Below are 26,259 nucleotides of genomic sequence, written 5' to 3' on the forward strand. Positions count from 1 at the left end.
TTTTGCGACGAGCAACCGATATCCCGAAGGTATGGCGTATTAACGCCTGTCGATTTTTCTGTTGTACACGTCAGTGGAGCCTCCCGTGCGCCAGCGTTATCTAGCCTTGCTCAGTGTGTTTGCCAGCCTGCCCGCGATGGCTCTCACTTTCCAGACTCGCCTGGAGAGCATTGAGTGGACGGTCGAAGGTGACAAGTTCGAGTGCCGCCTGATCCAACCGGTTACCGATTTCGGTTCCGGCGAATTCGTTCGTCGCGCCGGCGAGCAGGCGATTTTCCGCCTCAAGAGTTTCAACCCCATGCAGGCCGGTGGTTCCGCGACCCTGCTTGCGGCCGCCGCCCCCTGGCAGCCGGGGCGTGGCGACATCAACCTCGGGGCGGTCAAGGCCGGTACCGATGGGGTGCTGTTCAACAGCAACCAGATGCAGGCCGGACGTCTGATCGTCGGTTTGCTGGAGGGGCGCAGCCCGGTGGTCCGGCACTTCTCCCGCGAAGGCGGAGTGTCCGAGGTACGCCTGTTGCCGGTGAAGTTCAGCAAGGCCTATGGCGACTATCAAAGCTGCATGGCCAAGCTGTTGCCGATGAACTATGAACAGGTCAAGCAGGCCGAGATCGGTTTCCCCGGGGGGGGCATCGACCTGGACGCCCGGGCCAAGGCCAAGCTGCAAGTGATGGTGGACTTCATCAAGGCCGACCCCACGGTCAATCATGTCGAATTGGACGGGCACTCTGATAACAGTGGCAACCGCCTGACCAACCGTGACCTGTCGCGCCGTCGTGCGCTGGCGGTCATGGAGTTCTTCAAGGCCAATGGCCTGGCGGAAAACCAGATCGTGGTGCGCTTCCATGGCGAGCGCTATCCCCTGGCCCCCAACACCAATGCGGCCAACCGGGCGAAGAACCGGCGGGTCAATGTGCATCTGGAGCGGGTCGCTCCTGTCGAAAAGCCGGCCCCAGCGCCTCAGGCGGCTTCCGGATCCAGCGCAGCGGCGACTTCCTGATACGGCTGTCGTCGTCGCTCGCTCGACATAATCTGTCGCTTGGTCGTCATAAGCTGTCGCGCCTCTGTAAATTATCCGCGTGGATCGGTAGACTTGGCGGCTTTCCGTACAACCCCGTGGAGTGATGGCATGGCGGACGTTAACAAGGTCGTTCTGGCGTATTCGGGCGGCCTGGACACTTCGGTGATCCTCAAGTGGCTGCAGGATACTTACAACTGTGAAGTAGTGACTTTCACTGCTGACCTGGGCCAAGGCGAAGAGGTCGAGCCGGCCCGCGCCAAGGCGCAAGCCATGGGCGTCAAAGAGATCTACATCGACGATCTGCGCGAAGAGTTCGTGCGTGATTTCGTCTTCCCGATGTTCCGCGCCAACACCGTCTACGAAGGTGAGTACCTGCTGGGTACTTCCATCGCTCGTCCGTTGATCGCCAAGCGCCTGATCGAAATCGCCAACGAAACCGGCGCCGACGCCATTTCCCATGGCGCCACCGGCAAGGGCAACGATCAGGTGCGTTTCGAACTGGGCGCCTACGCCCTCAAGCCGGGTGTGAAGGTGATTGCCCCTTGGCGCGAGTGGGACCTGCTGTCCCGCGAGAAGCTGATGGACTACGCCGAGAAGCACGGGATCCCGATCGAGCGTCACGGCAAGAAGAAATCCCCGTACTCGATGGATGCCAACCTGCTGCACATCTCCTATGAAGGTGGCGTGCTGGAAGACACCTGGACCGAGCACGAAGAAGACATGTGGCGCTGGACTGTCTCCCCGGAGAAGGCCCCAGATACCCCGCAATACCTGGAACTGACCTACCGCAACGGCGATATCGTGGCACTGGACGGCGTCGAGATGACCCCGGCCACCGTGCTGGCGACCCTGAACCGCATTGGTGGCGAACACGGTATCGGTCGTCTGGACATCGTCGAGAACCGTTACGTGGGCATGAAGTCCCGCGGCTGCTACGAGACACCTGGCGGCACCATCATGCTGCGTGCTCACCGCGCCATCGAGTCCATCACCCTGGACCGCGAAGTGGCTCACCTCAAAGACGAGCTGATGCCCAAGTACGCCAGCCTGATCTACACCGGCTACTGGTGGAGCCCTGAGCGTCTGATGCTGCAACAGATGATCGACGCCTCCCAGGCCCACGTGAATGGCGTGGTACGCCTGAAGCTGTACAAGGGCAACGTGATCGTGACCGGTCGCAAGTCTGACGAGTCGCTGTTCGACGCCAACATCGCTACCTTCGAAGAGGACGGCGGTGCCTACAACCAGGCGGACGCAGCTGGCTTCATCAAGCTCAACGCCCTGCGCATGCGCATTGCCGCGAACAAGGGTCGGACCCTGGTCTGATGCTTTGAGTGGTTGAAGAAAGCTCCGCGATAAGCGGGGCTTTTTTTTGCCCTGGATAATTGCAGTGAGCGTCGGGGCCTAATTCAGATCAGCAAATGTCTGTTGGGCAAGGTAAGCCACTTCTTGATGGGCGAAGTACCAAGTACCGCTACTGAGAGTGCTTGTAGGTTGGAGTTTTATTAGTACGAAAAGTAGCTGATTTGACGATTGATCCTAGGCGGTTTGGATATTGAACCACTTTTATCTAGGTCGTTTTGTAAGGCAATTCGGTATTGTTTGTAAGGATCGTCCTCGTAAGGTCGTAGCCCTCTGTAGCACGGTGTCAGAGTCAATTCTCTGGGGTATTGTGCGGGCTCTAAAAAACTCTCAGGACTGAGATGGACCTATGAAAAGAGTATTGATCGTGGATGATCACCCTGTTGTCCGTTTGGCTGTGCGCATGTTGATGGAGCGCCATGGCCTTGAAGTAGTAGCGGAAGCAGATAACGGCACGGATGCATTGAAGTTGGCTCTTGAATATGTTCCAGATATCTTGATTCTGGATATTGGAATTCCGCAACTTGATGGGCTCGAAGTTATAAACCGGCTGATGTCCAGAGGTATGTCGATCAAGATTCTGGTATTGACCCTGCAAGTTCCTGGGCCTTTCTCCATGCGCTGCATGCAGGCCGGTGCTGCCGGTTATGTGTGCAAGCAGCAGGACATCACCGAGCTGTTGAGTGCCGTGCGTGCGGTGCTTGCGGGATACAGCTACTTCCCCAACGAGGCCTTGCATACTTTTCGCTCAAGCCAGGGCATCAGCAGTGAGCAGCAGATGATCGAGCTGCTTTCAGGGCGCGAATTGATCGTATTGAAACAACTCACCAACGGCATGAGTAACAAGGAAATTGCCGAGGGGTTGTGCTTGAGCAACAAGACCATCAGTACCTACAAGCGCCGGCTGCTGGCCAAGCTCAATGCTCGTTCACTGGTTGATCTGATCGAGTTCGCTCAACGGCATCGGTTGATATGAGCCTTTAGAGCACGTGCGCATTGAGACGGTGTTGCTGGATGGGCTCGCTTGAGTGCCGACGCAGCCGGTCAGTGGGGGAGGCTGACCGGCCAGATTTGCGGCTGGGCACAGGTACAAAAAAACCTCCATGGGGAGGTTCTTTTGTGACTAGAGGTCAAAGTCGTAATCGGCCAACTGTTTTTGCAGGCGCCGTTCCTCGAGGAGATTGTCGATGGTCCGGCGCTTGCTCAGATTGGTTTTCGCTACTTCGACCACCGGTTCTGCGTCATCTGTTTCAGCTGCGACGAAATCGTCTTCTACGTCCAGTTGTTCTTTGCCAGTACTCATAAGGTCGACTCCAGGCTAGGACTGCCATTGGCGCTCCTTATATCGATATTCTCCTGGCGGGTAAAAAAGATTTTTTCAATCGATCTATCGGCAAAATCAATGCTTGCTCAATCGTCGGAAGTCTTTTGCTTGTATTCGCACAGGTCTTCGATTCGACAGCTGCCACAGCGTGGCTTGCGTGCCAGGCAAACGTAGCGGCCGTGGAGGATCAGCCAGTGATGGGAGTCCAGCAAAAACTCCTTGGGCACGAACTTCATGAGTTTCTTTTCGACCTCGACCACGTTCTTTCCCGGGGCCAGCCCGGTTCGGTTGCTGACCCGGAAGATATGGGTGTCCACCGCCATGGTCAGTTGCCGGAAAGCGGTGTTGAGGACCACGTTGGCGGTCTTGCGGCCCACCCCGGGCAGAGCCTCCAGCTCTTCCCGGGTCTGTGGCACTTCGCTGTTATGGCGTTCCACCAGCAGGCGACAGGTCTCGATGACGTTCTTGGCCTTGCTGTTGTACAGGCCGATGGTCTTGATGTATTCGGACAGGCCTTCGACACCCAGGGCGTAGATTGCCGCTGGGGTGTTGGCTACGGGGAAGAGCCTGGCAGTCGCCTTGTTGACTCCGACGTCGGTCGATTGCGCCGAGAGAATCACCGCGATCAGCAGCTCGAACGGCGAGGAATAGGCCAGCTCGGTTTTCGGTTCGGGGTTGTCTTCGTGTAGCCGGCGAAAGATTTCCAGGCGTTTGGCGGCATTCATGGGTGATTCATTTCCTCGAAGGCGGTCGGTTTAAGGTCCAGGAGCCAGCCCAGGCTCGTTTTGCGGCCAGCAGCGCACCCAGCAGGATAAAACCGCCGGGGGCGAGGGTCAGCAGGCGTAGCCCCCCATGTGGCAGCACGACCCAGCCATTGCCTGCATCCGGCTGGCCGACAAGCCAGCCCAGATGGCTGCCCAGCGTACCAGCGCCCAGCAGCTCGCGCAGGGTACCCAGGCCGATCAGGGCCACACAGAAAGCGCCGGCCAGGCGCAATCGGTTGCGGTGCTGGAAGAAGCCCGCCTGTTCCAGTACCACGCATTGCAGGGGCAGCAGGCCCAGGTACAGGCTCAATTGCTGGTGCAGCTCATAACTCCAGGCCTGCAGCGCCAGCCACAGGCAACTGCCGAGGCTGGCGCTGAGCAGCAGGCTGGCCAGCCAGTGGTGGCGGGCCTCGATGGGCGGACGCAGCAAGCGCATGCCGGCGCCGTAGAGGCCGATCAGCAATACCCAGGCCAGGGCCAGGCCGATTGCCTTGACCCAGGAGTCCGTAGCCCCGATCAGGGGTGGCAGCATCAGCAGCCCCGGCAATGACAGCGGCTTATTCATGAGGCGTTCCAGGGAGCAGTTGTCCGCGGTGTTCGTCGAAGTAGCGCAAGGCATCATGCAAGGCACTGATCACCGCACGGGAAGTGATGGTGGCGCCGGCAATCTGATCGAACTGCCCGTTGTCCTTTTTCAAGGCCCAGGCGCTGTCGCCCGGATCATTGCGGGATTTTCCTGAAAACCCCTGGAGCCAGGCATTGGGCCAGCTGGCGATACGTGCTCCCAGCCCCGGAGTCTCATCCTGCCGGAGGGTCTTGCTGCCCAACAGGCGCCCCTGGCTGTCGATAGCGATCAGCAACTCGATGGGGCCGGCGTAGCCTGTGACCTGGCTGCGCAGCAGCACGGCGCTGGGCCGGCCATTGCGGGTGGCCAGGTAGCCATCGAGCAGGCGACTGTTGCTCAGTTGCCCATCGGCCAAGGGCAATGGCTGGTCCAGGGGCTGGTTGTCATAGCTGCCGGCGGGCAGCACATCCAACAGCTTGCGTGCCTGCAAGGCCCGTTGTTCGGCTTCTATGCGTGGAGTGGCGGCATATTGCAGCCACAGGGTGGCACCGATGCCCAGGGAGCCGAGCAGCATCAGCAGCAACAGGCTGCGAGCCCCTTTCATGAGGGGCGCTCCAGCGGTTTTTCGGAGCTCAGGCGCTCCAGGGCCGGTACCGCCAGGTTCATCAGCAGCACGGCGAATGCGAGCCCGTCGGGGTAGCCACCCCAGGTGCGGATCAGGTAGGTGAGCAGGCCAACGCCAACGCCAAACAGCAGTCGGGCCTTGGCGGCCTTGGGGCCGGATACCGGCTCGGTGACGATAAAGAACGCGCCGAGCATGCTGGCGCCGCTGAGCAGGTGGAACAGCGGCGAACCGTGGGAGTCGGAGCCGCTGCCGTTCCAGCACAGCAGGCTGATCAGCAGCAGGCTGCCAAGCATGCCCACGGGCGCTTGCCAGCCGATGACCCGCTGTTGCAGCAGAAACAGGCCGCCAGCCAGAAATCCAAGGTTGACCCACTCGGCACCACGGCCGCCGAAGTGACCGAAGGCGGGGTTGCCGGCAAAGAGTTCATCGACGGTCAGGCTCTTGTTGATCCGCAGGCTGTCCAGCGCCGTGGCCTGGGCCCAGGCGTCCGGGGGCGGGTTGCCTCCCAGGCCGAATACCTGCTGCAGCCCGCCGAGCAGGTCCAGGGCATGGGGCGCGGGCCAGTGAGTCATGGATTGCGGGAAGCACAGCAGGGCCAATGCATAACCCAACATCGCCGGGTTGAAGGGGTTCTGGCCGACACCGCCGTACACCTGCTTGCCCAAGAGCACGGCGCTGGCAGCAGCGCTCAGCGGCAGCCACCAGGGGCAATAGGGTGGCAGGGCCAGGGCCAGCAAGGTGGCACTGACCAGCGCACTGCCATCGCTGAGGGCAGGTTGCAGGGGACGCCGCCGCAGGAACAGCACCAAGGCTTCCATGGCCAGGGCCCCACTGGCTGCTAGCAGTAGATTCAGCAGTGGCCCCCAGGCATACAACCACAGCAGTACCAGCAGCCCCGGCAGCGTGGCCAGCAGCACGCGCTGCATGGCCTGGCGCAGGCGCGGGTCGACTGTTTCAGGGCACGTCATGGGCGTTTACCTGGCGCTCGGCTTCGCTCAGGCGGGCTTGGGCCTGGGCCAGTTGTTCGCTGCTGGTATCGGTCTGGCGTTGCAGTTTGCTCAGTTCGGCTCGGGCGTAGGCCAGTTCGGTCTTCAGTTGTCGCAGTTGTGGGGCGATCGGGCGTTTCTCGATCCGCTCCAGTACTGGTGCCGGTTTGCCACTGGCGTCTTCCGCGGCGTGCAGCGCCTGTTCGGCCGCCGCCAGGGCCGCGGCCAGGGTTTGCAGTTCGGCTTCGGGGGCTGCTGCGGCCTGGGCCTTTTTCAGTTCGGCGCGGCGCATCGCCAACTGGATCTTGGCTCGCTTTAGGTCGGCATCCCGGGCCACCGGCGCGGTCGGTGTAAGCGCCTGGGTTTCCAGTTGGGCCAGTGCCTGCTCGGCCACTTCGAACTGGCGCTGCAGGACGATCAACTGCGATTGCTGCTCGAAGGTCGGCGGATGACCGAAGGCCTTGAGGGATTTGTGCAATTGCGCGCGACTCATGGCCAGCTCGATCTTGGCCTTTTTCAAGGCGGCATCGGCCGCCGCGGCTTTCTGTGCGCGGACCCGCTCGATAGCCGACTGAACCGGATCCTGGCTGGCGTCGCTGGCCTGGGTGGCGCGCTGGGCCCTGGCCTGACGTTCGGCCAGGCGCCGGGCCTCTTCGCGCTGCAAGCGATCATTGCGCTGCTCGAAGCGGCGCCGGGCGTGATCGCGTTTGGCGGCGCGAGCCTGCAACTGCTCGGGGCTGCTGGCCAGGCCGCCGACAATGGGCAGCACTCGGGCCATGGGCAACGGCAGCATGTCGATGCAATCCACCGGGCAGGGCGCCACACAGAGGTCGCAGCCGGTGCATTCGTCGATCAATACGCTGTGCATGAGCTTCGCCGCGCCGACGATGGCGTCTACCGGGCAGGCCTGGATGCACTTGGTGCAGCCGATGCATTCGGCCTCGCGGATATGGGCGATCTGCGCCGGGGCCTCGCCACGGCTGTGGTCCAGTTCCACCACCGGCAACTGGAGCAGTTGTGCCAGGCCGGCGATGGTTTCCTGGCCCCCTGGCGGACACTTGTTGATGGCCTCGCCACTGGCGATGCCCTGGGCGTAGGGTTTGCATCCGGCGTGGCCGCACTTGCCGCATTGGGTCTGGGGCAGAAGGGCGTCGATGCGTTGAATCAGACTCATGTCTTGGGCAGTCCGTTGAAGCCGAAAAACGCCACTGCCAGCAGGCCGGCGCTGATCAGGTCGATCGGCAGGCCTTGCCAGGGCAGGGGAATATCGTTGGTGGAAATACGCTGGCGCAGGTCATTGAACAGGCTCAGTACCAACCAGAAGCCCAGCCCGGCACCCAGGCTCATGGCGCCGAGGGTCGCCAGCCCAAGGTTTTCCCCGCTGGCGATCAACAGCAGGCCGAGCATCCCGGCATTGGCCAGCAACAAGGGCCAGAGGCCATCGAATGGCAAACCGGGCAGGACCCGGGGCAGCCAGTGTAGCGCCGGCCTGATCAGCAGCACACTCAGGGACAGCCAGGTAAACAGCTGCAAGGACTGCAGCCCCCAGGGCACCAGCACGCCACGATAGAGGACATGGCCGAGTACGCAACTGACCAGCATCAAGACCGTCGTTGCCAGGCCCAGCGCATGGATCCGAAGCCGAGCGCTATCGGCTGGGGCCTGCAGCAGCGGGTCGACGCCCAGCGGCCACTGCAACACGAAGTTGTTGATCAGGGCAGTGCTGACAAGGGCGAGGAGGAAGTCGGTCATGGTCGGGGCCGGTACGGGCAGGCTGTCCTTCAAGAGTAGGCAAACTCCAGCGTCGGCGCAGGGCCCGCCAGATATGCAAATCCCCCCGCTGCGCCGGGCGCAACGGGGGGATGGGGTCCAGCCTGCAGCCTTACTTGATCCGCTGGCCGGGCTTGGCGCCGCTGTCCGGGCTCAGCAGGTAGATTTCTTCACCGCCAGGGCCGGCAGCCATCACCATGCCTTCGGAGATGCCGAACTTCATTTTCCGTGGCTTGAGGTTGGCGATCATCATGGTCAGGCGGCCATCGAGCTTGGACGGATCAGGGTAGGCGCTCTTGATGCCGGAGAACACGTTGCGCTGTTCGTCGCCGATATCCAGGGTCAGGCGCAGCAGCTTGTCGGCACCCTCCACGGCTTCGGCCTTGACGATCAGGGCGACACGCAGGTCGATGGCGGCAAAGGCATCGAAGTCGATTTCCGCGGACAGCGGGTCCTTCACCAGTTCACCGTTGCCTTTAGGGCCACCGGTGTCGGTCTGGCTGGCGGCCAGGTCTTCCTTGGAGGCATCGGTCATGGCTTGCACTTTTACCGGGTCGATCCGCGTCATCAGCGGCTTGAATTCGTTGAGCTGATGGTTGGCCAGCAGTTGCTGGTGGTCGTTCCAGGTCAGCGGGGCCACGTTGAGGAAGGCCTCGGCATCGGCAGCCAGCAGTGGCAGTACCGGTTTGAGGAAGATCACCAACTGGCGGAACAGGTTGATGCCAGTGGCGCAGATGGCCTGGACTTCATCCTGCTTGCCTTCCTGCTTGTTCAGCGACCATGGAGCCTTGTCGGCGATCCAGGCGTTGGCGCGGTCGGCCAGGCCCATGATCTCGCGCATGGCACGGGCGAAGTCACGGGCTTCATAGGCGTCGGCGATGCTTGGCGCCGCGGCCAGGAAAGCCTGGGTCAGCTCGGGGGCGGCATTGCTGTCCACTATCACCCCGGCATTGCCCTTGTGGATGAAGCCGGCGCAACGGCTGGCGATGTTCACCACCTTGCCCACCAGGTCGGAGTTGACCTTCTGCACGAAGTCTTCGAGGTTCAGGTCCAGGTCGTCGACACCACGGCCCAGCTTGGACGCGTAGTAGTAGCGCAGGTATTCCGGCGACAGGTGCTCCAGGTAGGTGCGGGCCTTGATGAAGGTGCCCCGGGACTTGGACATCTTCTGGCCATTGACCGTCAGGTAGCCGTGGACGTTGATGCCGGTCGGCTTGCGATAGCCGGCGCCTTCGAGCATGGCGGGCCAGAACAGGGCGTGGAAGTTGACGATGTCCTTGCCGATGAAGTGATACAGCTCGGCGGTGGAGTCCTTGCCCCAGAAGGCGTCGAAATCCAGTTCCGGACGACGGCTGCAGAGGTTCTTGAAGCTGGCCATGTAGCCGATCGGCGCGTCCAGCCACACATAGAAGTACTTGCCCGGCTCATCCGGGATCTCGAAGCCGAAGTACGGTGCATCGCGGGAGATGTCCCACTGCTGCAGGCCGGCGTCCAGCCACTCGGCGATCTTGTTGGCCACGGCGTCCTGCAGGGTGCCGCTGCGGGTCCAGCTCTGCAGCATCTGCTGGAAGTCCGGCAGCTTGAAGAAGAAGTGCTGGGAGTCCTTGAGCACCGGAGTGGCGCCGGAGATCGCCGACTTAGGATCCTTCAGGTCGGTCGGGGCATAGGTGGCACCGCATTTTTCGCAGTTGTCGCCGTACTGGTCCTCGGTGCCGCATTTCGGGCAGGTGCCCTTGATGAAGCGGTCGGCCAGGAACATTTTCTTTTCCGGGTCGAAATACTGGGTGATGGAGCGCGTGGCGATGTGCCCGGCGTCCCGCAGCTTGAGGTAGATCTGGCTCGACAGCTCACGGTTTTCTTCAGCGTGAGTGGAGTGGAAGTTGTCGAAATCCACCAGGAACTCGGCAAAGTCGGCGCAGTGTTCAGCCTGCACGTTGGCGATCAACTGCTCCGGGGTGATGCCTTCCTTCTCCGCGCGCAACATGATGGCCGAGCCGTGTGCGTCGTCCGCGCAGACATAGATGCATTGGTTGCCGCGTAGCTTCTGGAAGCGCACCCACATGTCGGTCTGGATGTACTCAAGCATGTGGCCAAGGTGGATGGAACCATTGGCATAGGGCAGGGCGCTGGTGACGAGGATGTTGCGTGGCTCGGACATGGGGCTCGGCTACTTGATGAAACGGAGGTCGGCCACTATAAAGCGCCGGAGCGGAATTTTCACCCTTCCAGGCACATTGTGCGCAGCAAGCTTTCTCGCCACGAAGGAGTCGGCGGCGTAGGATAGCCGGCTGATTTTCCTGTCTTGTTATCGGAGTTGCCCATGAGCGCCGTCAATCGCGCAGCGGTGGAAGCCGTCCTTCGTCAATACACCGACCCTTACCTGAACCAGGACCCGGTCAGCGCCGGCTGCGTGCGGGACATCGAGGTCCAGGGCGACCGGGTTACGGTCCGCATGGAACTGGGTTATGCCGCCGGCCTGTTCAAGAGTGGCTGGGCGCAGATGCTGCAACTGGCCATCGAGGGCCTGGACGGCGTGAGCTCGGCCAAGGTCGAGATCAGCAGCGTCATTGCCGCGCACAAGGCCCAGGCGCAGATCCCGGGCCTGGCCAACGTCAAGAACGTGGTGGCGGTGGCTTCCGGCAAGGGCGGTGTGGGCAAGTCCACCACCGCGGCCAACCTGGCCCTGGCCCTGGCCCGCGAAGGCGCCAAGGTGGGGATTCTCGACGCCGACATCTATGGCCCGAGCCAGGGCATCATGTTCGGCATCGCCGAAGGCACCCGGCCGAAGATCAAGGACCAGAAGTGGTTCGTGCCCATCGAGTCCCACGGCGTGGAGGTCATGTCCATGGCCTTCCTCACCGATGACAACACGCCGATGGTCTGGCGCGGTCCTATGGTCTCCGGGGCCTTGCTGCAACTGGTGACCCAGACCGACTGGGGCAACCTGGACTATCTGGTGATCGACATGCCGCCAGGCACCGGCGACATCCAGCTGACCCTGGCGCAGAAAGTCCCGGTGGCCGGTGCGGTGATCGTCACCACGCCCCAGGACCTGGCTCTGCTGGATGCGCGCAAGGGCGTGGAGATGTTCCGCAAGGTCAATATCCCGGTGCTGGGCGTGGTGGAGAACATGGCGGTGCACATCTGCTCCAACTGTGGCCATGCCGAGCACCTGTTTGGCGAAGGCGGCGGCGAGAAGCTGGCCAGCCAGTACGACGTCGAGCTGCTGGCCTCGCTACCGTTGTCGATGCTGATCCGCGAGCAGGCCGACGGCGGCAAGCCGACGGTGATCGCCGAGCCGGAAAGCCAGATCGCCATGGTCTACCAGGAGTTGGCGCGGCATGTGGGCGCGCGCATTGTCTTGCAAGAAGCGGCCGCCCCGGCGATGCCCAACATCACCATCAGCGACGACTGAAGCCTCAGGCGGGTGAGTCATGTAGGAGCCGGCTTGCCGGCGAAGGCGTCCTCAAGATCGCTTTCGCCGGCAAGCCGGCTCCTACCGTTGCGACGGCAGGATCAGACCCGCAGGCCGCCGTCCATTTCCAGGATGCGCCCGGTGTAGTAGTCGTTCTCGAAGATATAGGCCGCCGAGTGGGCGATCTCTTCCGGCTTGCCCATGCGCTTGAGGGGAATACCGGCAGTCATCTTTTCCAGGGCCTCGGGTTTCATGCCCAGAGTCATCTCGGTTTCGATAAAGCCCGGGGCAATGCCCGCCACGCGGATACCGTAACGCGCGAGCTCCTTGGCCCAGGTGACCGTGGCTGCCGCGACCCCGGCCTTGGCTGCGGAATAGTTGGTCTGGCCGATATTGCCGGCGCGGGAGATCGAAGAAATGTTGATGATCGCGCCGTTGTTTCCGAGCTCGATCATCTTCGCCGCCACTTCCCGGGTACAGAGGAAGACCCCGGTCAGGTTGACGTCGATCACCGCCTGCCACTGGGCCAGGCTCATCTTGGTCATCTGGCCGTCCTTGACCTTGACCAGCAGGCCGTCGCGCAGGATCCCGGCGTTGTTGATCAGGCCGTGGATGGCGCCAAAGTCCTCGGCGACCTGGGCCACCATGTGGTTCACCTGCTCTTCATCGGCGACGTTGCACAGGTAGGCACGGGCTTCGACGCCGTGGGTCTTGCACGCCGCGACAGCCTGGTCGAGCTTTTCCTGGTTCAGATCGACCAACGCCAGGCGCGCGCCCCTGGCTGCGAAATACTCAGCCATGGAGCGGCCCAGACCTTGGCAACCGCCGGTGATAATGATTACTTTGTCAGTGAGTTGCATTCGCATGTCCCGCTAGCTGGTCTTGAGGGGAGTCCTTTTCGGGAACCCTCGCTCGGCTGCCGGACCTGGCCTGGCTGCAGATGAGAATTGCCCTGTTGGCGTAGCTGGAACAATGCTCCAGGCGCCCGTCCGTTTTCGACGGATTCTATATAAGGAGTCATAAAGTGAGCGTTGAAGCTGCCAAGAATGCACGAGAACTGCTGCTCAAGGAATATCGTGGGGTGCTGTCCACTCACTCCAAGGCCATGCCGGGATTTCCCTTCGGGTCCGTGGTGCCCTATTGCCTGGACGCCGAGGGCCGGCCGCTGATCCTGATCAGCCGTATCGCCCAGCACACCCACAACCTGCTGAAGGATCCCAAGTGCTCGCTGCTGGTGGGTGAGCGCGATGCCGATGACGTGCAGGCAGTCGGTCGCCTGACCTACCTGGCCGAGGCTGAGAAGCTCGAGGACGAGGCCGCCATCGACGCCGCAGCCGAGCGTTACTACCGTTACTTTCCCGAGTCGCAGAACTACCACAAGGCCCATGACTTCGATTTCTGGGTGCTCAAGCCGGTACGCCACCGCTACATCGGCGGCTTCGGGGCGATCCACTGGGTCGACCAACTGACCCTGGCCAACCCCTTCGCCGGAAAGGCCGAGCTGAGCATGGTGGAACACATGAACAGCGACCATGCCAAGGCCATTGCCCACTATGTCCAGTTGACCGGGTTGCCGGACAACGCGCCGGCGCAGATGGCCGGGATCGATACCGAAGGCATGCACCTGCGCATCGGCCAGGCGTTGTATTGGCTGCCCTTCCAGGCGCCTTGCAATACGCCGACACAAGTACGCGAGGCCCTGGTTTTCCTGGCCCGAGCTGATCAATGGCCGAAAAATCCGCCCCTGGGTGCTTGAATTCACGAATTGGCGACGTCATTTACGGTCTACTGGAAGGCATTCTTCCGCAGAGGAAACCATTTGATGCGCCCTTTTCTGTTGCTCTTTTTACTTTTCCCGGTGCTCGAGCTGTTCGTCTTCGTCAAGGTCAGCGCGGCCATCGGGTTTTTCCCGGCGCTGCTGCTGATCATTCTCGGTTCGATGCTCGGTGTGCTGGTGTTGCGCGTGGCCGGTCTGGCCACGGCACTGCGTGCCCGTGAAAGCCTCAATCGCGGTGAGCTGCCGGCCCAGCAAATGCTCGAGGGCCTGATGCTGGCCCTGGGTGGTGGTTTGCTGATCCTGCCGGGTTTCATCAGCGATGTGTTCGGCCTGCTGATGCTGTTGCCGATCAGCCGTCGCCTGCTGGCCAATAAAATGCGTCAGCGTGCCGAGGAGCAGGCCCTGCGCCAGCGCGCCTTTGCCGACGACATGCGTGCTGCCCGTGGCGGCCCTGCGCCCCAGCAGCCGCTGGGCCGCGAGCCCAACGTGATCGAAGGCGAATTCGAGCACCGCGACTCCTGAGTCAGAAGCTCACGTCTCACGGCACCTTCGGGTGCCGTGTTCGTTTTGGCGCCAGCGATGTAAAAAATTTCATCGGCCAGCCCTTGTAATAACCTTATGCGCCCTTATGTAACGGTCACCGCAAGGTTTCTGGTGCTGACACCAGACAGACTTCCGCGGCTCGCTTGTCGAGCCGCACCCGGCAAAGCCGGATTTGCTAACCCGCCGGTATCGACACCGGCCGTTGAAAACCACAATTAGGAGAGATCGACAATGAAGCTTCGTCCTCTGCATGACCGCGTCGTCATCCGTCGCAGCGAAGAAGAATCGAAAACTGCCGGCGGTATCGTTCTGCCTGGTTCGGCTGCTGAAAAACCTAACCGTGGCGAAATCGTCGCTGTAGGTACCGGCCGTGTGCTGGACAACGGTGAAGTACGTGCGCTGGCCGTGAAAGTGGGTGACAAAGTGGTGTTTGGCCCGTACTCCGGCAGCAACACCGTGAAAGTCGATGGCGAAGATCTGCTGGTAATGGCCGAGAACGAGATTCTCGCTGTTATCGAAGGCTGATTTCCCGCGTATTTTCCCGCTACTACACAGTATTTAAGGAATATCGATCATGGCTGCTAAAGAAGTTAAATTCGGCGATTCCGCCCGCAAGAAAATGCTCACTGGTGTCAACGTTCTGGCTGACGCAGTAAAAGCGACCCTGGGCCCGAAAGGCCGTAACGTGATCATCGAGAAGAGCTTCGGCGCTCCGACCATCACCAAGGACGGCGTTTCCGTTGCCAAAGAAATCGAGCTGAAAGATCGCTTCGAAAACATGGGCGCGCAGCTGGTCAAAGACGTTGCCTCCCGTGCCAACGATGACGCTGGCGACGGCACCACCACCGCTACCGTTCTGGCTCAGTCGATCGTCAACGAAGGCCTGAAAGCCGTCGCTGCCGGCATGAACCCGATGGACCTGAAACGCGGTATCGACAAGGCGACCATCGCCATCGTCAAAGAACTGAAGGGTCTGTCCAAGCCATGCGCTGACTCCAAGGCCATCGCTCAGGTCGGCACCATCTCCGCCAACTCCGACAACTCCATCGGCGACATCATTGCCGAAGCCATGGAAAAAGTCGGTAAAGAAGGCGTGATCACCGTTGAAGAAGGCTCGGGCCTGGAAAACGAACTGTCTGTCGTAGAAGGCATGCAATTCGACCGCGGCTACCTGTCCCCTTACTTCATCAACAAGCCGGACACCATGGTCGCCGAACTCGACGGCCCGCTGATCCTGCTGGTGGACAAGAAGATCTCCAACATCCGCGAAATGCTGCCAGTGCTGGAAGCCGTTGCCAAAGCCGGCCGCCCACTGCTGATCGTGGCTGAAGACGTTGAAGGCGAAGCCCTGGCGACTCTGGTTGTGAACAACATGCGTGGCATCGTCAAAGTCGCTGCCGTCAAGGCACCTGGCTTCGGCGACCGTCGCAAGGCCATGCTGCAGGACATCGCCGTTCTGACCGGCGGTACCGTCATCTCCGAAGAGATCGGCCTGAGCCTGGAAAGCACCACCCTGGAGCACCTGGGTAACGCCAAGCGCGTGATCCTGTCCAAAGAAAACACCACCATCATCGACGGTGCTGGCGTTGAAGCGGACATCCAGGCTCGTGTGACTCAGATCCGTCAGCAAGTCGCCGACACTTCGTCCGACTACGACCGTGAAAAACTGCAAGAGCGTCTGGCCAAGCTGTCCGGCGGCGTTGCAGTGATCAAGGTTGGCGCTGGTTCCGAAGTTGAAATGAAAGAGAAGAAGGCCCGCGTTGAAGACGCCCTGCACGCTACCCGTGCAGCCGTTGAAGAAGGCGTGGTACCTGGCGGTGGCGTAGCCCTGATCCGTGCTCTGCAAGGCATCAACGACCTGAAAGGCGACAACGCCGACCAGGACGTGGGTATCGCTGTACTGCGTCGCGCTATCGAAGCTCCACTGCGCCAGATCGTTGCCAACTCCGGTGACGAGCCAAGCGTTGTCGTGGACAAGGTCAAGCAGGGTGCCGGCAACTTCGGCTACAACGCTGCTACCAGCGAATACGGCGACATGATCGAAATGGGCATCCTGGATCCAACCAAGGTAACCCGTTCCGCGCTGCAAGCAGCTTCGTCCATCGGCGGTCTGATCCTGACCACCGAAGCCGCTGTTGCTGAAATCGTGGAAGACAAGCCTGCAGCTGGCGGCATGCCAGACATGGGCGGCATGGGTGGCATGGGCGGCATGATGTAAGCCAGCCTTACCCCTGTACTGAAAAAGCCCCGCCGGTGAAAGCCGGCGGGGCTTTTTTATGCCCCGGATATGGGGGGCGCCTGGATCTTCGCGGGCAAGCCTGCTCCACTTCTGCAGGAGCGGGCTTGCCCGCGAACGACTTCAGCGCTGGCTCAGTTCATTCGCCGCTGCCTTCGGCGCCTTCCAGCCCAGCAATTGCTGCTTGAAGCCATAACTGGCGCTCTGGTAGTAGCTGATGCCGCGCTGGATCAACGGATCGCTGTCCGGTACCCGGGATTCCTGGCTGGCGCCCAGGGCCTGGTCATGCCGGCGCAACCCCTGGCGCGGGCTGAGAATCGCCAGGTCCTGGCCGTCGAACAGGCCCAGGTGCTGATAGTTGCCCACCAGCACCCGGGGAGGCAGAGGGTTGTCCTGCAGCAGGTTGCGTCCGAAGAAGGTCGACTCGTAGTCCAGGTTCAACAGGCCCAGCAGGGTTGGCGCCAGGTCGATCTGGCTGGCCAGCTGTGCATTCTCCCGCGCCGGAATCAGCTTGGGCGCATAGATGAACAACGGAATCTGATAGTTGCTGATGGGCAGGTCTTCCTTGCCCGCGCTGCCTGCGGTGTGGTCGGCGACAAATACGAAAATGGTGTTGTCGAACCAGGGCTTCTGGCGGGCGGCCTTGAGGAACTCGCCAATGGCGTAGTCGGTGTATTTGACCGCGCCGTCCCGGCCCTTGCCGGACTTGATGTCGATCCGGCCATCGGGATAGGTGTAAGGGCGATGGTTGGAGGTGGTCATCAGTTGCAACAGGAAGGGCCGCTGCTGTGCGTAGTCGGCGTCCGCCAGCTTCAGGGTCTGGGTGTAAAGGTCTTCGTCGGCCATGCCCCAGGCGTTCTTGAAGTGGATCTCGGATTCCTCGACGCTGCTCTGGTCCACCACGCGGTAGCCGTTGCCGCTGAAGAAGGCATTCATGTTGTCGAAGTAACCCCGGCCGCCATAGACAAACACACTGTCGTAACCCACGGACCGCAGTTGCTGGCCAAGGCTGGCGAAACCACTTTCACGACCGATGCGCTTGACGATGGAGCGCCCCGGGGTGGGGGGAATCGCCAGGGTGATGGCTTCCAGGCCGCGGTCGGTGCGGGTGCCGGTGGCGTAGAAGTTGTTGAAGTACAGGCTCTGTGCGCGCAACGCATCCAGGTTCGGGGTCAGGTTGCGGTCGTCGCCGTTGCTGCCCATGTATTTGGCGCTGAAGCTTTCTATGGTCACCAGGACGATGTTGGGGGTGCGTGGAGCCCCCGGGTTGTCGATGGCGCGCCGGATATCCAGCGGGTCCTTGCCGATGAAGCGAGCATTGGGTTCATTCAGTTCGGCGCGCATCTGGCGGGCCACCACATCGGCGGGCAGGCTGCGATAGAACTGCTGGTAGTCCAGCTCGTTGTTACGAAAGGCGGCAAAGAACTGATAGGGGCCGTTGCTCGCCAGTTCGTTCTGATAGGCGTTGCCGCCTTGGCTGCGCGGGCTGTCCTGGCTGAGCAGTTGCAGGCTGGCGCCGACCACCAGCAGCAGGCCGAGGGCACTGAGCAGGCGGCCACGCAGAGGCGGCAAGGGCGCATCCAGCGCAGCCTTCAGGGGCTTGCGCAGGGCCAGGCTCAGGGCGATTGCCGTCAGGGCCAGCAGGCTCATGTACAGGCCGATCGGGTAGGACTCGAGAATGTTGTTGAGAACCTCGTCGGAGTACACCAGGTAATCGACGGCGATGAAGTTGAAGCGCACGCCGAATTCATCCCAGAACAGCCACTCCGCCACGGCCGTGAACAGCATGGCGAACAGGCTCAGGCTGAACAGGCCCTGCAACAGCCAGCGGTGGCCGCGCCGACGCCACAGGGCGGGTGGGCAGAGCACCAGGTACAGGCCCAGGGGCAGGGCGGCATAGGCCAGGAAACCCAGGTCGTAGAGCAGGCCGACGCCAAACAGCGGCAGCCAGCCGCTACCGGCTTCGTCGAGGTGGGTGAGCAGCAAAATGCCGCGGGTCAGCAGGAAAATCGCCAGCCAGGTGCTGGTCAGCAGCAGCACGAATCGCGCCGGAGCTGTCTTGAGAAGATCCATCAGAGGGTGTTCCTTGGGGGCAAATGGCCCGCAGTCTGGGGTTGTCCCTGTAGTCAGCTTGTGAACCGCTGGTGAAAATATTGTTAAGCCCCCAGGCCCGGGAAAACTCTGCCAGGCACCGGCCGACAAGGCTGGCGGCGAGCCGGACTTGGCCTTAAGCTGCGCGAGCCAAGATGGCCGTAACCCTGTACGGAGAGAGTGCCGATGCGAATTCTACTGGTTGAAGACAACCGCGATATTCTCGCCAACCTGGCTGACTACCTGGGGCTCAAGGGCTATACCGTGGATTGCGCCCAGGATGGCCTGTCCGGGTTGCACCTGGCGGCCACTGAGCATTACGACCTGATCGTGCTCGATATCATGCTGCCGGGAATCGATGGCTATACCCTGTGCAAGCGCCTGCGCGAAGACGCCCGGCGTGATACTCCGGTGATCATGCTCACCGCCCGCGACCAGCTCGACGACCGCCTTCAGGGCTTCAAGTCCGGGGCGGATGACTACCTGCTCAAACCCTTCGCTCTCTCGGAACTGGCGGCGCGTATCGAGGCGGTGATGCGCCGTTCCCAGGGTGGCGGCCGTCGGTCGCTGCAGGTTGGCGACCTGAGCTACGACCTCGATACCCTGGAGGTCACCCGCGAAGGCCGCTTGCTCAAGCTCAACCCCGTGGGCCTCAAGCTGCTGGCGGTGCTGATGCAGAAAAGCCCCCATGTACTGCGTCGGGAGATCCTCGAAGAAGCCCTGTGGGGCGACGATTGCCCGGACAGCGACAGCCTGCGCAGCCACGTTCACCAATTGCGCCAGGTGATCGACAAGCCGTTCGCCAAGCCGCTGCTGCACACCGTGCACGGTGTCGGGTACCGCCTGGCCGAGGGCCGAGATGGAGTTTAAGCAGAGCCTTGCCCAGCGCATCATCATCGCCTTTGCGTTGATGAGCGCACTGGTGGCGGGGGCGTTCGCCATGGGTATCGTGGCGACGGTGCACCTGGTGGAGGAGAAGCTCATCTCCGCAGGCCTGGGCGGTGACCTGCAACGCCTGTTGCTGATGGATAACGTCGGCGACTGGAGCCACCGTCCCGAGCCCGACCAGTTGTTCTACTACAGTGGCGGGCGCGGCGACTTCGAGCTGCCCAAGGATTTGCGCCATCTGGATCCGGGTTTCCACGAGGTGTTCCGCGAGGAGTTGTCCTATCACGCCATGGTCGAGGTGGTGGACGGTCGGCGCTATGTGCTGCTGCAGGACCAGAGCGATTTCGAAGAGCGCGAGCGAGTGCTGTTCGCCGTGGTGCTGGTAGGTTTTGTCCTGAGCCTGGCGCTGGCGGTGTTTCTCGGCTGGATCCTGGCTCGCCGGGTGATGGCGCCGGTGGTGCGTCTTGCCCGGCAGGTGCGCCACCGGGATCAACTGCTGGGCCTGGCTCCGCCCCTGGCGCCGGACTACGCGGCGGACGAGGTGGGAGAGCTGGCCATTGCCTTCGATGCAACCCTGGGCCGCTTGCGCCAGGCCTTGAGCCGCGAGCGGCTGTTCACCAGCGACGTCAGTCACGAACTGCGCACGCCATTGATGGTTCTGGCTACCTCCTGCGAGCTGCTGCTGGAGAATCCACGGCTGGACCCTCGTGGGCGAGCCCAGGTCGAACGCATCGCTCGCGCTTGCGACGAGATGCGCGAGCTGGTGCAGACCTTCCTGATGCTGGCCCGAGCCCAGCGTGAAGATGCCAGCATGTCGCCGCAGCTGAGCCTGAGCCAGGCGGCCAGTGACTTGACCGGTATCTGGCGCGAAGCCATCGAGGCCAAGGGGCTCGAGCTGATCTTCGAGCCCGGAACCCCAGGTGACAATCGCTACAACGCCACCTTCCTGCATGCGGTGATGGGCAACCTGCTGCGCAACGCCTTGCACTACACCGAACAGGGTTTCATCCGCCTGAGCCTGGTGCCCGATGGATTCGTGGTGGAGGACAGCGGCGTGGGCATTCCCGAGGAGAAGCGCGAGGCAATGTTCCAGCCGTTTGTGCGGGGCGATGAAAAGCGTGGGGAAGGCCTGGGGCTGGGGCTGTCCCTGGTGCAGCGGATCTGCGAGAACCAGGGCTGGACTGTCAGCCTCACTACCATGACGCCCAATGGCTGTCGTTTTTTCGTTCAGCTGAACTCGGCCAAGGCCTGATTGTTCTTTCCCGGCCCTGTTTTACGGGGCCGGTCACTTGTCGTTTTTTCCTCTTAAGTGGCCCCAGGCCACTGTCCTCAGCCTGTAAAACCCTGAAATATTTCCTCGTTGGACGGTACGAAGTTTTCACAAAGGGATGACCTGTCGCTGACACGTCGCTGCTTAAGGTGGCGCCATCAGTTGCAGGAGACTTTGATGATGGCTACGCCGATCAAGCTGGAATTTTCCGAAAAATACGATGCCCAACACGCCCAGGAATACCTGCTCAAGCACCAGGATGGTCTGGCGCGGCAGTTGTCCCACAAGCGTGACGAACAATTGGCCCGTACTGCGCTGGCCCTGGCGGGAGAGCCCGGGCTGGTACTGGACCTGCCCTGCGGTGCCGGTCGTTTCTGGCCGCTGCTGGCAGAAAAAACCAATCGAGTGATCATTGGCGCTGACAATTCAGCAGCTATGCTGAGTACCGCCACGGTGGCCCAGCCGGCCGACGTGGTAAAACGGGTACGGCCCTTGCAGACCTCTGCGTTTGCCATTGATTTGCCGGACAACGCCGTGGACTGCATTTTCTCCATGCGTTTATTGCACCACATAGGCCAAGCGGAGCACCGCATGGCGCTGCTACGGGAGTTTCAGCGGGTCAGCCGTGACAGCGTGATCATCTCGTTGTGGGTCGATGGCAACTTCAAGGCCTGGAAACGCAAGCGCATGGAGCGCAAGCGCCAGGCTGAAGTTGGGCAGGAGGGTTACCAGAATCGTTTTGTGTTACCGGCGGCCACGGTCGAAGAAGAATTCAGGCAAGCCGGCTTTCGTGTCCAGGAGCACCTGGACTTCTTTCCGCTCTACGCCATGTGGCGGGTCTACGTATTACGCAAGAGGTAAGAGGATGGCTGTTGAATGTGCTTCGGAACTGGATGCCGCGCCCACAGATTGCTTCGAATACTTCTGGAATAAACAAGGTGAATGGGTCGAGGAACCCAATCAGCGTCGAGGCGGCGAGAGCGGCGTCCAACGCATTCAAAGCAGTAGCGGCGGCCTGCTCTATGCCAAGCGGCAGATCGGGCACATTCATCGCAGTTGGTTGCACCCTTTCGGGCGACCGACGGTCCTGCGTGAGCGCGAGGCTCTGCAAGGCCTGCGCCTGCTGGACGTAGAGGTCCCGGAACTGGTGTTCTGCGGGGCCCGGCGTGGCCCGGAGCGACAATGGCAGGCGTTGCTGGTCACCGCAGCGCTGGAGGGCTTCATGGAGGTCGACAACTGGTATGCCGCCGGTGGGCGCGAGCGCCATGGTGAAGCCTTTCATGATAGTTTGTTGCAGGCAGTGGCTGCGACCCTGGCGCGCATGCACAAGGGGCGCTGGCAACATGGTTGCCTGTACGCCAAGCACGTTTTCGTACGGGTGGACGGCGAGGGCGAGCAGGCTCAGGTGCGAGTCGCACTGCTGGATTTCGAGAAATGCCGCCAGCGCTTGAGCAGCCGCCGGGCCGCAGCCCATGACCTCAAGCAACTGCGTCGCCATTCGTCGTGGAATGACGCGGACTGGCAAAAGCTCTACTACTTTTACAAGACGGTGTTTGGCAGCCCCATCAAAGGTTTATAGCGATGAAGCTAGAAATTGCACGAGGTTTGTTCCTGGCAGGAGCCTTGGCAGTCGCTTCTTTGGCCGTAGCTGCCTGGGAGCAGCCGCGCACGCAGGTCCTGAGCGCCCAGGGAGACGCCCATTGCCCGTTGCCGCGGGTGGCCAAAGCCTCGGTGGCGGTCAAGCCCGATCATGACCTGTTGCTGTTCATGTTCGGCATGGCTCAAGGATTGAAACCCCAGAGTTGAAGCTTGTTCAGCCCCTAGAAAAAGGCCTCGCAATGCGAGGCCTTTTGTTTGCCCGGAAATGATCAGATCAGATGCAGGTGGTTGTCCCACAGGCCCGCTGGAAGGTCCAGGGGCTTGGCCACGATCTGCGTCTGGCGGCAGTCGTAGAAGCGGCAGCGACCTTGTCCCGAGGTCACCACGAAGCCATCGGCTACCGCTCCGACACCGGCGCAATCGGGCAGCGGGGCGTCGACCCGCACGGCACCGCTGTCCAGGTCCCAGATAAAGAAGCGGTTGCCCCGGGGAGCGGTCAGGGCCACCAGCCGCAGGTCGCTGTGCACTGCCACGCTGGCGGTGTAGTGCCCCATGGCCTGCAATTGTTCCTGGGCTACCGGGAAGGGGGCGAAAGGCTGGCCGGGACGCTTGATCGCCAACAGTTCCGAGGATTCGTGGGCGGCGCCCATGAACTGCTGGCCGGTGACTATGGTGCCGTCGCCGGCAATGCCCATGTGGCGCACGCTGTTCATCTGCTGGGCCAGGGTTTCCTTGCTCAGCAGCGTGCCATCGCGCTGCATCAGGACCAGGCTCGGTTCCATGGCGTCGAGGTTCATCTCCACCCGGCTTTCGGCTTCGGTACGGATACCGCCGTTGGCCACCACCAGGGTTTCCCCGTCGGGCATCCATGACACCTGGTGGGGGCCGATGCCATGGGTGGACAGCTCGCTGTTGTGCACCAGGCGCTCACCCTCGAAGCGGTAGACACCCAGCAGGCCCCGGCCCGGGTCCCGGGTATCGTTCTCGGTGGCGTACAGCCATTCGCCGCTCTTGTGGATCACCGCATGTCCGTAGAAATGCCGGTCCGGTTGCGCGGTCAGGGTCTGCAGGAGCGCGCCGTTGCGCAGGTCGATCAGGTAGCTTTCGGTGCCCGGGCGCCGCGCCACGAACAGGGCGATGGGCAGTTGCGGGTGGTTGATGATGTCATGGCAACGTTGGCCGACCTGGGTGGCAAACACCTGTTTACCGTCCAGTTGATAACCGACGGCGTAATGCTTGCCGTCACCATCGTCCCTGGCCGAAAGCAGCAGGGGCTGCTTGCCCTTTTGCTTGAACAGCGTCCAGCCGCCCAAGGTCACCGCACTGAGCAGCAGGCTGCCCAGCGCCAAAGCCTGACGTCGCAGCATCATCAGTCACCGTCGTTGGCGTTGAAGCCCAGTTGGATCCCCAGCGCCTTGGCCAATTCGCCTTCATGCAGGCGGTGGACCACGTTGAGGCTGTCATACAGGTCGTTGAGTTGCTGGCGGCCAGCGTCGTCACTGAGCATTTCGGTCAGCGAGCGCTGGGTGCTGGCGAAGAGTTTCAGCGAGGCAGCGTAGGCGGCGTCGATCTTGTCGGCCAGAGGCTTCTGATCGGCAGGCAACAGGCCGCGCAGGCCCTTGTTGTCGACCCCGGCCCAGACCGTCTGGGCTGCGCTGAGGCTGGCTTCCAGGCCCTGCAGGGACGACTGGCTGCGCCAGGCATCGGCCTGGAACGGCTGCGGGATGCCCTTGGTCTGGCGGCCCATCGGCGTGCCGAGCTTCTTCTTCAGGGTATCCAGAGCCGTGACCTGGACCCGCAGCAGGTCGGCGATGGCCTCGTGGGAATCGGCGTACCGCTGGTTGGGGAACTTGCTCATCTGCGCGAGCATGCCGTCGTTGGTGTTCCAGCTCGACAGGATTTCTTCGGCCAGTTGTTTCTGGCGCTCACCAATGGCAGTCAGCAGCGGGCAGTAGCGGGCTTTCTGCGCGCTGTCGGCCATGTCGATCTTGCTGTCGAAGAGGATGTATTCGTAGGCCGACAGCCCCTGCACCACGACGCTGGACTTGGCCAGGGCGGCGGCATCGATCTGCGGGTTGGCGGTGACCAGTTGCTCCACCTGACGGCCCACCAGGTTCTTCTTGTCCGGCCAGAACTGGACCTGCCAGGAGCGGTTGCCCTCGGCCAGTGGGCCGATCAGCAACGGCTGGAGCTCGGCCCAGGCTTTTTGCGCATGGAGGAAGTCGGCCCGGGCGGTGTCCAGGCTTTCCTTGCCTTCACAGAAGGCCAGGGCACTAATGGCCAGCTGGCGGTCGGCGTCGACCCAGCGACTGTAGGTCGGCAGGATGACCTGCTTGGCGATGGCCGCCGAGGTGACGGCTTGTGGGTCCTGGGGCGAGCAGGCGCCCAGGGCGAGTGCGGCAAGGCTGGTGAACAGCAGTTTGGGGCGGAACATGTTCGGGCTCCCTTTATTGTGGAGAAAACGTGTGAGTCGAGCGTTACAGAGAATTCAGGAATGCCAGCAACGCGGCGCGCTGCTGGGCATTGAAGGTCAAGACCTGTTGTTTCGCGCCTTCGGCTTCGCCGCCGTGCCAGAGCACCGCCTCCATCAGGTTGCGGGCGCGGCCGTCATGCAGGAACTGGGTGTGGCCGCTGACGGTTTCGGTAAGGCCGATGCCCCACAGCGGCGCGGTGCGCCAGTCGCGGCCACTGGCCTTGAACTCCGTGCGGTGGTCCGCCAGGCCTTCGCCCATGTCATGCAGCAGCAGGTCGCTGTAGGGGCGTATCACCTGGTTGGCCAGCTCGGGTTCGGCGGCGTTAGCCGCGGTGGTGAAACTTGGGGTATGGCAGGACTGGCAGCCGGCCTGGAAGAACAGGTTCTTGCCGGCCAGGACTTGGGGCGAGTCGACATCGCGACGTGCCGGCACCGCCAGGTTGCGGGTATAGAACAGCACCAGGCGCAGGATGTTGTCGCTGACCTCCGGCTCGCCATCCGGGCCGTTGCCATTGGGGGCCTGCTTGCAGGCGGTTTGCGCGTCGGTGCAGTCATCGAAGGGTCTCAGGCGGGTGGTCAGGCCCATATCACCAGAAAACGCGTGAACATTTTGTTGATTGAGGTTGGGTTGCCCGGCTTTCCAGCCAAAACGCCCGAGTACGGTCTTTTGCAGGGCGTCATCCCAGACCCAGTTGGGCCGGCCGGCGATGGCGTTTTTATTCGCCGGCCTGGCATTGGCCAGGATCGCCTCTTCGGGAATGGCTTCCAGCAGCCCCAGGCCGATCATCGGTGGCGCCACCCGGGCGGAAAAACGCGTGTCCGGGTGCATAGGCCCGTAGCCCAGGTCGGTGATCTGCAGCTTGGGTTTGCGCAGCTCCACTTGGGTGCCGTCCTGGAAGCGTACCGGCAGGGGATCGTAGTCCACCCGTACCCGGCCTTCGGGAGCGACCCCGGGAATGGCCATGTCCTGCAACTGGCCGCCGTACACCGGCTCCGGAACGATGCCTGCCTGTTCGATGAGCCTGGCAAAGGCCGGATCGTCGGGGATCGACAGGCGCACCAGCATTGACACCGCGTTCAGCGCATCCGGCGCCGGGGGATGGCCGCGCCCGTCCTTGATGTGGCAGTTCTGGCAGGCGTTGGTGTTGAACAACGGGCCGAGGCCGTCGCGGGCGGTGGTGGTGGAGGGGGCGATGACCCAGGGGCTGCGGAAGAAACTGTTGCCGACGCTGAAGTCCAGGCGCCGGGTGGGTGGCAGGTTGGCCGACGGCAGGGAGAAGGCATTGCGATCGCTCTTGTTGACCGTGGTCGCGCCGCCCGCCCGGGCTTCTCCAGGTTCGGCCTGGGTAAAGCGCGGCGCGTCATCGCAGGCACTCAGGCTCAGGGCCATGAACAGAGCGGACCAGCGAAGCGGCAACGAGGGCATCGGACATCCTGCAAGACGAGCAAAACAAGGGCGCAAAGTCTAACAGGGCGGCCTGGATTGAATAAGAGGAATTATCGTTTGGTTTGACCCAGGACAAGCTGGACGGGGCGCAGGCAACGATGTT

The 26,259-nt window shown here is 62.1% G+C and carries 26 protein-coding genes; 13 read left to right on the plus strand and 13 right to left on the minus strand.

What is annotated here, in order from left to right; translation table 11 throughout:
* Nucleotides 1–85: 85 nt before the first annotated feature.
* From AC1RGE_RS18225 to AC1RGE_RS18235, 3 genes are all read left to right on the plus strand, one after another.
* On the plus strand, nt 86–1,000 hold the full coding sequence (locus tag AC1RGE_RS18225) for a flagellar protein MotY (RefSeq protein WP_072450835.1): 915 nt from the start codon (nt 86–88) through the stop codon (nt 998–1,000).
* 129 nt (nt 1,001–1,129) lie between these two features.
* Entirely contained in the window at nt 1,130–2,347 is a 1,218-nt protein-coding gene (locus AC1RGE_RS18230) for an argininosuccinate synthase (protein WP_011063107.1), read from the plus strand.
* 385 nt (nt 2,348–2,732) lie between these two features.
* Complete coding sequence (locus AC1RGE_RS18235) at nt 2,733–3,359, plus strand: response regulator transcription factor (RefSeq protein ID WP_011063106.1); 627 nt, start codon at nt 2,733–2,735, stop codon at nt 3,357–3,359.
* Nucleotides 3,360–3,506: 147 nt separating this feature from the next.
* On the opposite strand, the gene AC1RGE_RS18240 is transcribed toward AC1RGE_RS18235, so the two are convergent.
* The 8 genes from AC1RGE_RS18240 to metG form a co-directional block, all read right to left on the minus strand.
* A complete protein-coding gene (locus AC1RGE_RS18240; RefSeq protein WP_011063105.1) occupies nt 3,507–3,686 on the minus strand; it encodes a PA3496 family putative envelope integrity protein in 180 nt (59 codons plus the stop codon).
* Nucleotides 3,687–3,793: 107 nt separating this feature from the next.
* Entirely contained in the window at nt 3,794–4,432 is a 639-nt protein-coding gene (gene nth / locus AC1RGE_RS18245) for an endonuclease III (RefSeq protein WP_015636814.1), read from the minus strand.
* A gap of 7 nt (nt 4,433–4,439) precedes the next feature.
* Complete coding sequence (locus tag AC1RGE_RS18250) at nt 4,440–5,036, minus strand: Rnf-Nqr domain containing protein (protein ID WP_210483291.1); 597 nt, start codon at nt 5,034–5,036, stop codon at nt 4,440–4,442.
* Nucleotides 5,029–5,640 carry an RnfABCDGE type electron transport complex subunit G gene (locus AC1RGE_RS18255; RefSeq protein ID WP_065365280.1) on the minus strand — a complete coding sequence of 204 codons (612 nt, stop codon included), beginning with the start codon at nt 5,638–5,640 and terminating at the stop codon, nt 5,029–5,031. The genes AC1RGE_RS18250 and AC1RGE_RS18255 overlap by 8 nt, the downstream gene beginning before the upstream one ends.
* A complete protein-coding gene (locus AC1RGE_RS18260) occupies nt 5,637–6,629 on the minus strand; it encodes an RnfABCDGE type electron transport complex subunit D (RefSeq protein ID WP_072442644.1) in 993 nt (330 codons plus the stop codon). Before AC1RGE_RS18260 ends, AC1RGE_RS18255 begins: the two co-directional genes overlap by 4 nt.
* On the minus strand, nt 6,616–7,821 hold the full coding sequence (locus AC1RGE_RS18265; RefSeq protein ID WP_220223196.1) for an RnfABCDGE type electron transport complex subunit B: 1,206 nt from the start codon (nt 7,819–7,821) through the stop codon (nt 6,616–6,618). Before AC1RGE_RS18265 ends, AC1RGE_RS18260 begins: the two co-directional genes overlap by 14 nt.
* Nucleotides 7,818–8,399 (minus strand): Rnf-Nqr domain containing protein, encoded by a 582-nt coding sequence (locus AC1RGE_RS18270; RefSeq protein WP_181000764.1) that lies wholly within the window; start codon nt 8,397–8,399, stop codon nt 7,818–7,820. Before AC1RGE_RS18270 ends, AC1RGE_RS18265 begins: the two co-directional genes overlap by 4 nt.
* A 130-nt stretch (nt 8,400–8,529) precedes the next feature.
* On the minus strand, nt 8,530–10,575 hold the full coding sequence (metG, locus tag AC1RGE_RS18275; protein WP_492584789.1) for a methionine--tRNA ligase: 2,046 nt from the start codon (nt 10,573–10,575) through the stop codon (nt 8,530–8,532).
* 162 nt (nt 10,576–10,737) lie between these two features.
* Here metG and apbC point away from each other — a divergent pair, with 162 nt between their 5' ends.
* Entirely contained in the window at nt 10,738–11,832 is a 1,095-nt protein-coding gene (gene apbC, locus AC1RGE_RS18280) for an iron-sulfur cluster carrier protein ApbC (protein WP_011063097.1), read from the plus strand.
* A gap of 101 nt (nt 11,833–11,933) precedes the next feature.
* Here the strand turns inward: apbC and AC1RGE_RS18285 are convergent, their stop codons facing one another.
* Entirely contained in the window at nt 11,934–12,692 is a 759-nt protein-coding gene (locus AC1RGE_RS18285) for an SDR family oxidoreductase (RefSeq protein ID WP_011063096.1), read from the minus strand.
* 164 nt (nt 12,693–12,856) lie between these two features.
* Between AC1RGE_RS18285 and AC1RGE_RS18290 the strand changes: the two genes are divergently transcribed.
* From AC1RGE_RS18290 to groL, 4 genes are all read left to right on the plus strand, one after another.
* Nucleotides 12,857–13,588 carry a HugZ family pyridoxamine 5'-phosphate oxidase gene (locus AC1RGE_RS18290; protein WP_019092987.1) on the plus strand — a complete coding sequence of 244 codons (732 nt, stop codon included), beginning with the start codon at nt 12,857–12,859 and terminating at the stop codon, nt 13,586–13,588.
* 66 nt (nt 13,589–13,654) lie between these two features.
* Nucleotides 13,655–14,131, plus strand: coding sequence for an FxsA family protein (locus tag AC1RGE_RS18295; RefSeq protein WP_011063094.1), 477 nt, complete (start codon nt 13,655–13,657; stop codon nt 14,129–14,131).
* Nucleotides 14,132–14,383: 252 nt separating this feature from the next.
* Complete coding sequence (locus AC1RGE_RS18300; protein WP_011063093.1) at nt 14,384–14,677, plus strand: co-chaperone GroES; 294 nt, start codon at nt 14,384–14,386, stop codon at nt 14,675–14,677.
* A gap of 49 nt (nt 14,678–14,726) precedes the next feature.
* A complete protein-coding gene (gene groL / locus AC1RGE_RS18305; RefSeq protein WP_011063092.1) occupies nt 14,727–16,370 on the plus strand; it encodes a chaperonin GroEL in 1,644 nt (547 codons plus the stop codon).
* Between the two features lie 141 nt (nt 16,371–16,511).
* On the opposite strand, the gene AC1RGE_RS18310 is transcribed toward groL, so the two are convergent.
* A complete protein-coding gene (locus AC1RGE_RS18310; protein ID WP_492584791.1) occupies nt 16,512–18,461 on the minus strand; it encodes an LTA synthase family protein in 1,950 nt (649 codons plus the stop codon).
* 204 nt (nt 18,462–18,665) lie between these two features.
* Between AC1RGE_RS18310 and colR the strand changes: the two genes are divergently transcribed.
* From colR to AC1RGE_RS18335, 5 genes are all read left to right on the plus strand, one after another.
* Nucleotides 18,666–19,349 (plus strand): two-component system response regulator ColR, encoded by a 684-nt coding sequence (gene colR, locus AC1RGE_RS18315; RefSeq protein WP_011063090.1) that lies wholly within the window; start codon nt 18,666–18,668, stop codon nt 19,347–19,349.
* Nucleotides 19,339–20,619 (plus strand): sensor histidine kinase, encoded by a 1,281-nt coding sequence (locus AC1RGE_RS18320; RefSeq protein ID WP_011063089.1) that lies wholly within the window; start codon nt 19,339–19,341, stop codon nt 20,617–20,619. The genes colR and AC1RGE_RS18320 overlap by 11 nt, the downstream gene beginning before the upstream one ends.
* A 198-nt stretch (nt 20,620–20,817) precedes the next feature.
* Nucleotides 20,818–21,498, plus strand: a complete 681-nt coding sequence (locus AC1RGE_RS18325) for a class I SAM-dependent methyltransferase (protein WP_011063088.1) — start codon at nt 20,818–20,820, stop codon at nt 21,496–21,498.
* 4 nt (nt 21,499–21,502) lie between these two features.
* A complete protein-coding gene (locus tag AC1RGE_RS18330; RefSeq protein WP_492584793.1) occupies nt 21,503–22,216 on the plus strand; it encodes a lipopolysaccharide kinase InaA family protein in 714 nt (237 codons plus the stop codon).
* 2 nt (nt 22,217–22,218) lie between these two features.
* A complete protein-coding gene (locus AC1RGE_RS18335) occupies nt 22,219–22,443 on the plus strand; it encodes a hypothetical protein (protein ID WP_041119677.1) in 225 nt (74 codons plus the stop codon).
* 62 nt (nt 22,444–22,505) lie between these two features.
* Here AC1RGE_RS18335 and AC1RGE_RS18340 read toward each other — a convergent pair whose 3' ends face one another.
* Genes AC1RGE_RS18340 through AC1RGE_RS18350 form a run of 3 tightly spaced genes read right to left on the minus strand, consistent with a single transcriptional unit; the run spans nt 22,506 to nt 26,135 of the window.
* Nucleotides 22,506–23,603: a DUF1513 domain-containing protein gene (locus AC1RGE_RS18340; RefSeq protein WP_053160069.1), complete on the minus strand. Its 1,098-nt coding sequence runs from the start codon at nt 23,601–23,603 to the stop codon at nt 22,506–22,508.
* Nucleotides 23,604–23,605: 2 nt separating this feature from the next.
* Entirely contained in the window at nt 23,606–24,670 is a 1,065-nt protein-coding gene (locus tag AC1RGE_RS18345) for an imelysin family protein (protein WP_011063084.1), read from the minus strand.
* Between the two features lie 43 nt (nt 24,671–24,713).
* A complete protein-coding gene (locus tag AC1RGE_RS18350) occupies nt 24,714–26,135 on the minus strand; it encodes a di-heme oxidoreductase family protein (RefSeq protein WP_011063083.1) in 1,422 nt (473 codons plus the stop codon).
* Nucleotides 26,136–26,259 lie beyond the last annotated feature (124 nt).

This window comes from Pseudomonas sp. GW823-FHT02C05 (genome assembly GCF_058797595.1).

What these genes read in the sequence shown, in the direction of transcription:
- nth (WP_015636814.1), bottom strand. Translation starts at nt 4,432, where the DNA reads ATGAATGCCGCCAAACGCCTGGAAATCTTTCGCCGGCTACACGAAGAC.
- colR (WP_011063090.1), top strand. Translation starts at nt 18,666, where the DNA reads ATGCGAATTCTACTGGTTGAAGACAACCGCGATATTCTCGCCAACCTG.
- AC1RGE_RS18270 (WP_181000764.1), bottom strand. Translation starts at nt 8,399, where the DNA reads ATGACCGACTTCCTCCTCGCCCTTGTCAGCACTGCCCTGATCAACAAC.
- AC1RGE_RS18300 (WP_011063093.1), top strand. Translation starts at nt 14,384, where the DNA reads ATGAAGCTTCGTCCTCTGCATGACCGCGTCGTCATCCGTCGCAGCGAA.
- groL (WP_011063092.1), top strand. Translation starts at nt 14,727, where the DNA reads ATGGCTGCTAAAGAAGTTAAATTCGGCGATTCCGCCCGCAAGAAAATG.
- AC1RGE_RS18325 (WP_011063088.1), top strand. Translation starts at nt 20,818, where the DNA reads ATGGCTACGCCGATCAAGCTGGAATTTTCCGAAAAATACGATGCCCAA.
- AC1RGE_RS18260 (WP_072442644.1), bottom strand. Translation starts at nt 6,629, where the DNA reads ATGACGTGCCCTGAAACAGTCGACCCGCGCCTGCGCCAGGCCATGCAG.
- AC1RGE_RS18295 (WP_011063094.1), top strand. Translation starts at nt 13,655, where the DNA reads ATGCGCCCTTTTCTGTTGCTCTTTTTACTTTTCCCGGTGCTCGAGCTG.
- AC1RGE_RS18310 (WP_492584791.1), bottom strand. Translation starts at nt 18,461, where the DNA reads ATGGATCTTCTCAAGACAGCTCCGGCGCGATTCGTGCTGCTGCTGACC.
- AC1RGE_RS18345 (WP_011063084.1), bottom strand. Translation starts at nt 24,670, where the DNA reads ATGTTCCGCCCCAAACTGCTGTTCACCAGCCTTGCCGCACTCGCCCTG.
- AC1RGE_RS18340 (WP_053160069.1), bottom strand. Translation starts at nt 23,603, where the DNA reads ATGCTGCGACGTCAGGCTTTGGCGCTGGGCAGCCTGCTGCTCAGTGCG.
- AC1RGE_RS18255 (WP_065365280.1), bottom strand. Translation starts at nt 5,640, where the DNA reads ATGAAAGGGGCTCGCAGCCTGTTGCTGCTGATGCTGCTCGGCTCCCTG.
- AC1RGE_RS18250 (WP_210483291.1), bottom strand. Translation starts at nt 5,036, where the DNA reads ATGAATAAGCCGCTGTCATTGCCGGGGCTGCTGATGCTGCCACCCCTG.
- AC1RGE_RS18335 (WP_041119677.1), top strand. Translation starts at nt 22,219, where the DNA reads ATGAAGCTAGAAATTGCACGAGGTTTGTTCCTGGCAGGAGCCTTGGCA.
- AC1RGE_RS18235 (WP_011063106.1), top strand. Translation starts at nt 2,733, where the DNA reads ATGAAAAGAGTATTGATCGTGGATGATCACCCTGTTGTCCGTTTGGCT.
- apbC (WP_011063097.1), top strand. Translation starts at nt 10,738, where the DNA reads ATGAGCGCCGTCAATCGCGCAGCGGTGGAAGCCGTCCTTCGTCAATAC.
- AC1RGE_RS18285 (WP_011063096.1), bottom strand. Translation starts at nt 12,692, where the DNA reads ATGCAACTCACTGACAAAGTAATCATTATCACCGGCGGTTGCCAAGGT.
- AC1RGE_RS18265 (WP_220223196.1), bottom strand. Translation starts at nt 7,821, where the DNA reads ATGAGTCTGATTCAACGCATCGACGCCCTTCTGCCCCAGACCCAATGC.
- AC1RGE_RS18230 (WP_011063107.1), top strand. Translation starts at nt 1,130, where the DNA reads ATGGCGGACGTTAACAAGGTCGTTCTGGCGTATTCGGGCGGCCTGGAC.
- AC1RGE_RS18240 (WP_011063105.1), bottom strand. Translation starts at nt 3,686, where the DNA reads ATGAGTACTGGCAAAGAACAACTGGACGTAGAAGACGATTTCGTCGCA.
- AC1RGE_RS18350 (WP_011063083.1), bottom strand. Translation starts at nt 26,135, where the DNA reads ATGCCCTCGTTGCCGCTTCGCTGGTCCGCTCTGTTCATGGCCCTGAGC.
- metG (WP_492584789.1), bottom strand. Translation starts at nt 10,575, where the DNA reads ATGTCCGAGCCACGCAACATCCTCGTCACCAGCGCCCTGCCCTATGCC.
- AC1RGE_RS18330 (WP_492584793.1), top strand. Translation starts at nt 21,503, where the DNA reads ATGGCTGTTGAATGTGCTTCGGAACTGGATGCCGCGCCCACAGATTGC.
- AC1RGE_RS18320 (WP_011063089.1), top strand. Translation starts at nt 19,339, where the DNA reads ATGGAGTTTAAGCAGAGCCTTGCCCAGCGCATCATCATCGCCTTTGCG.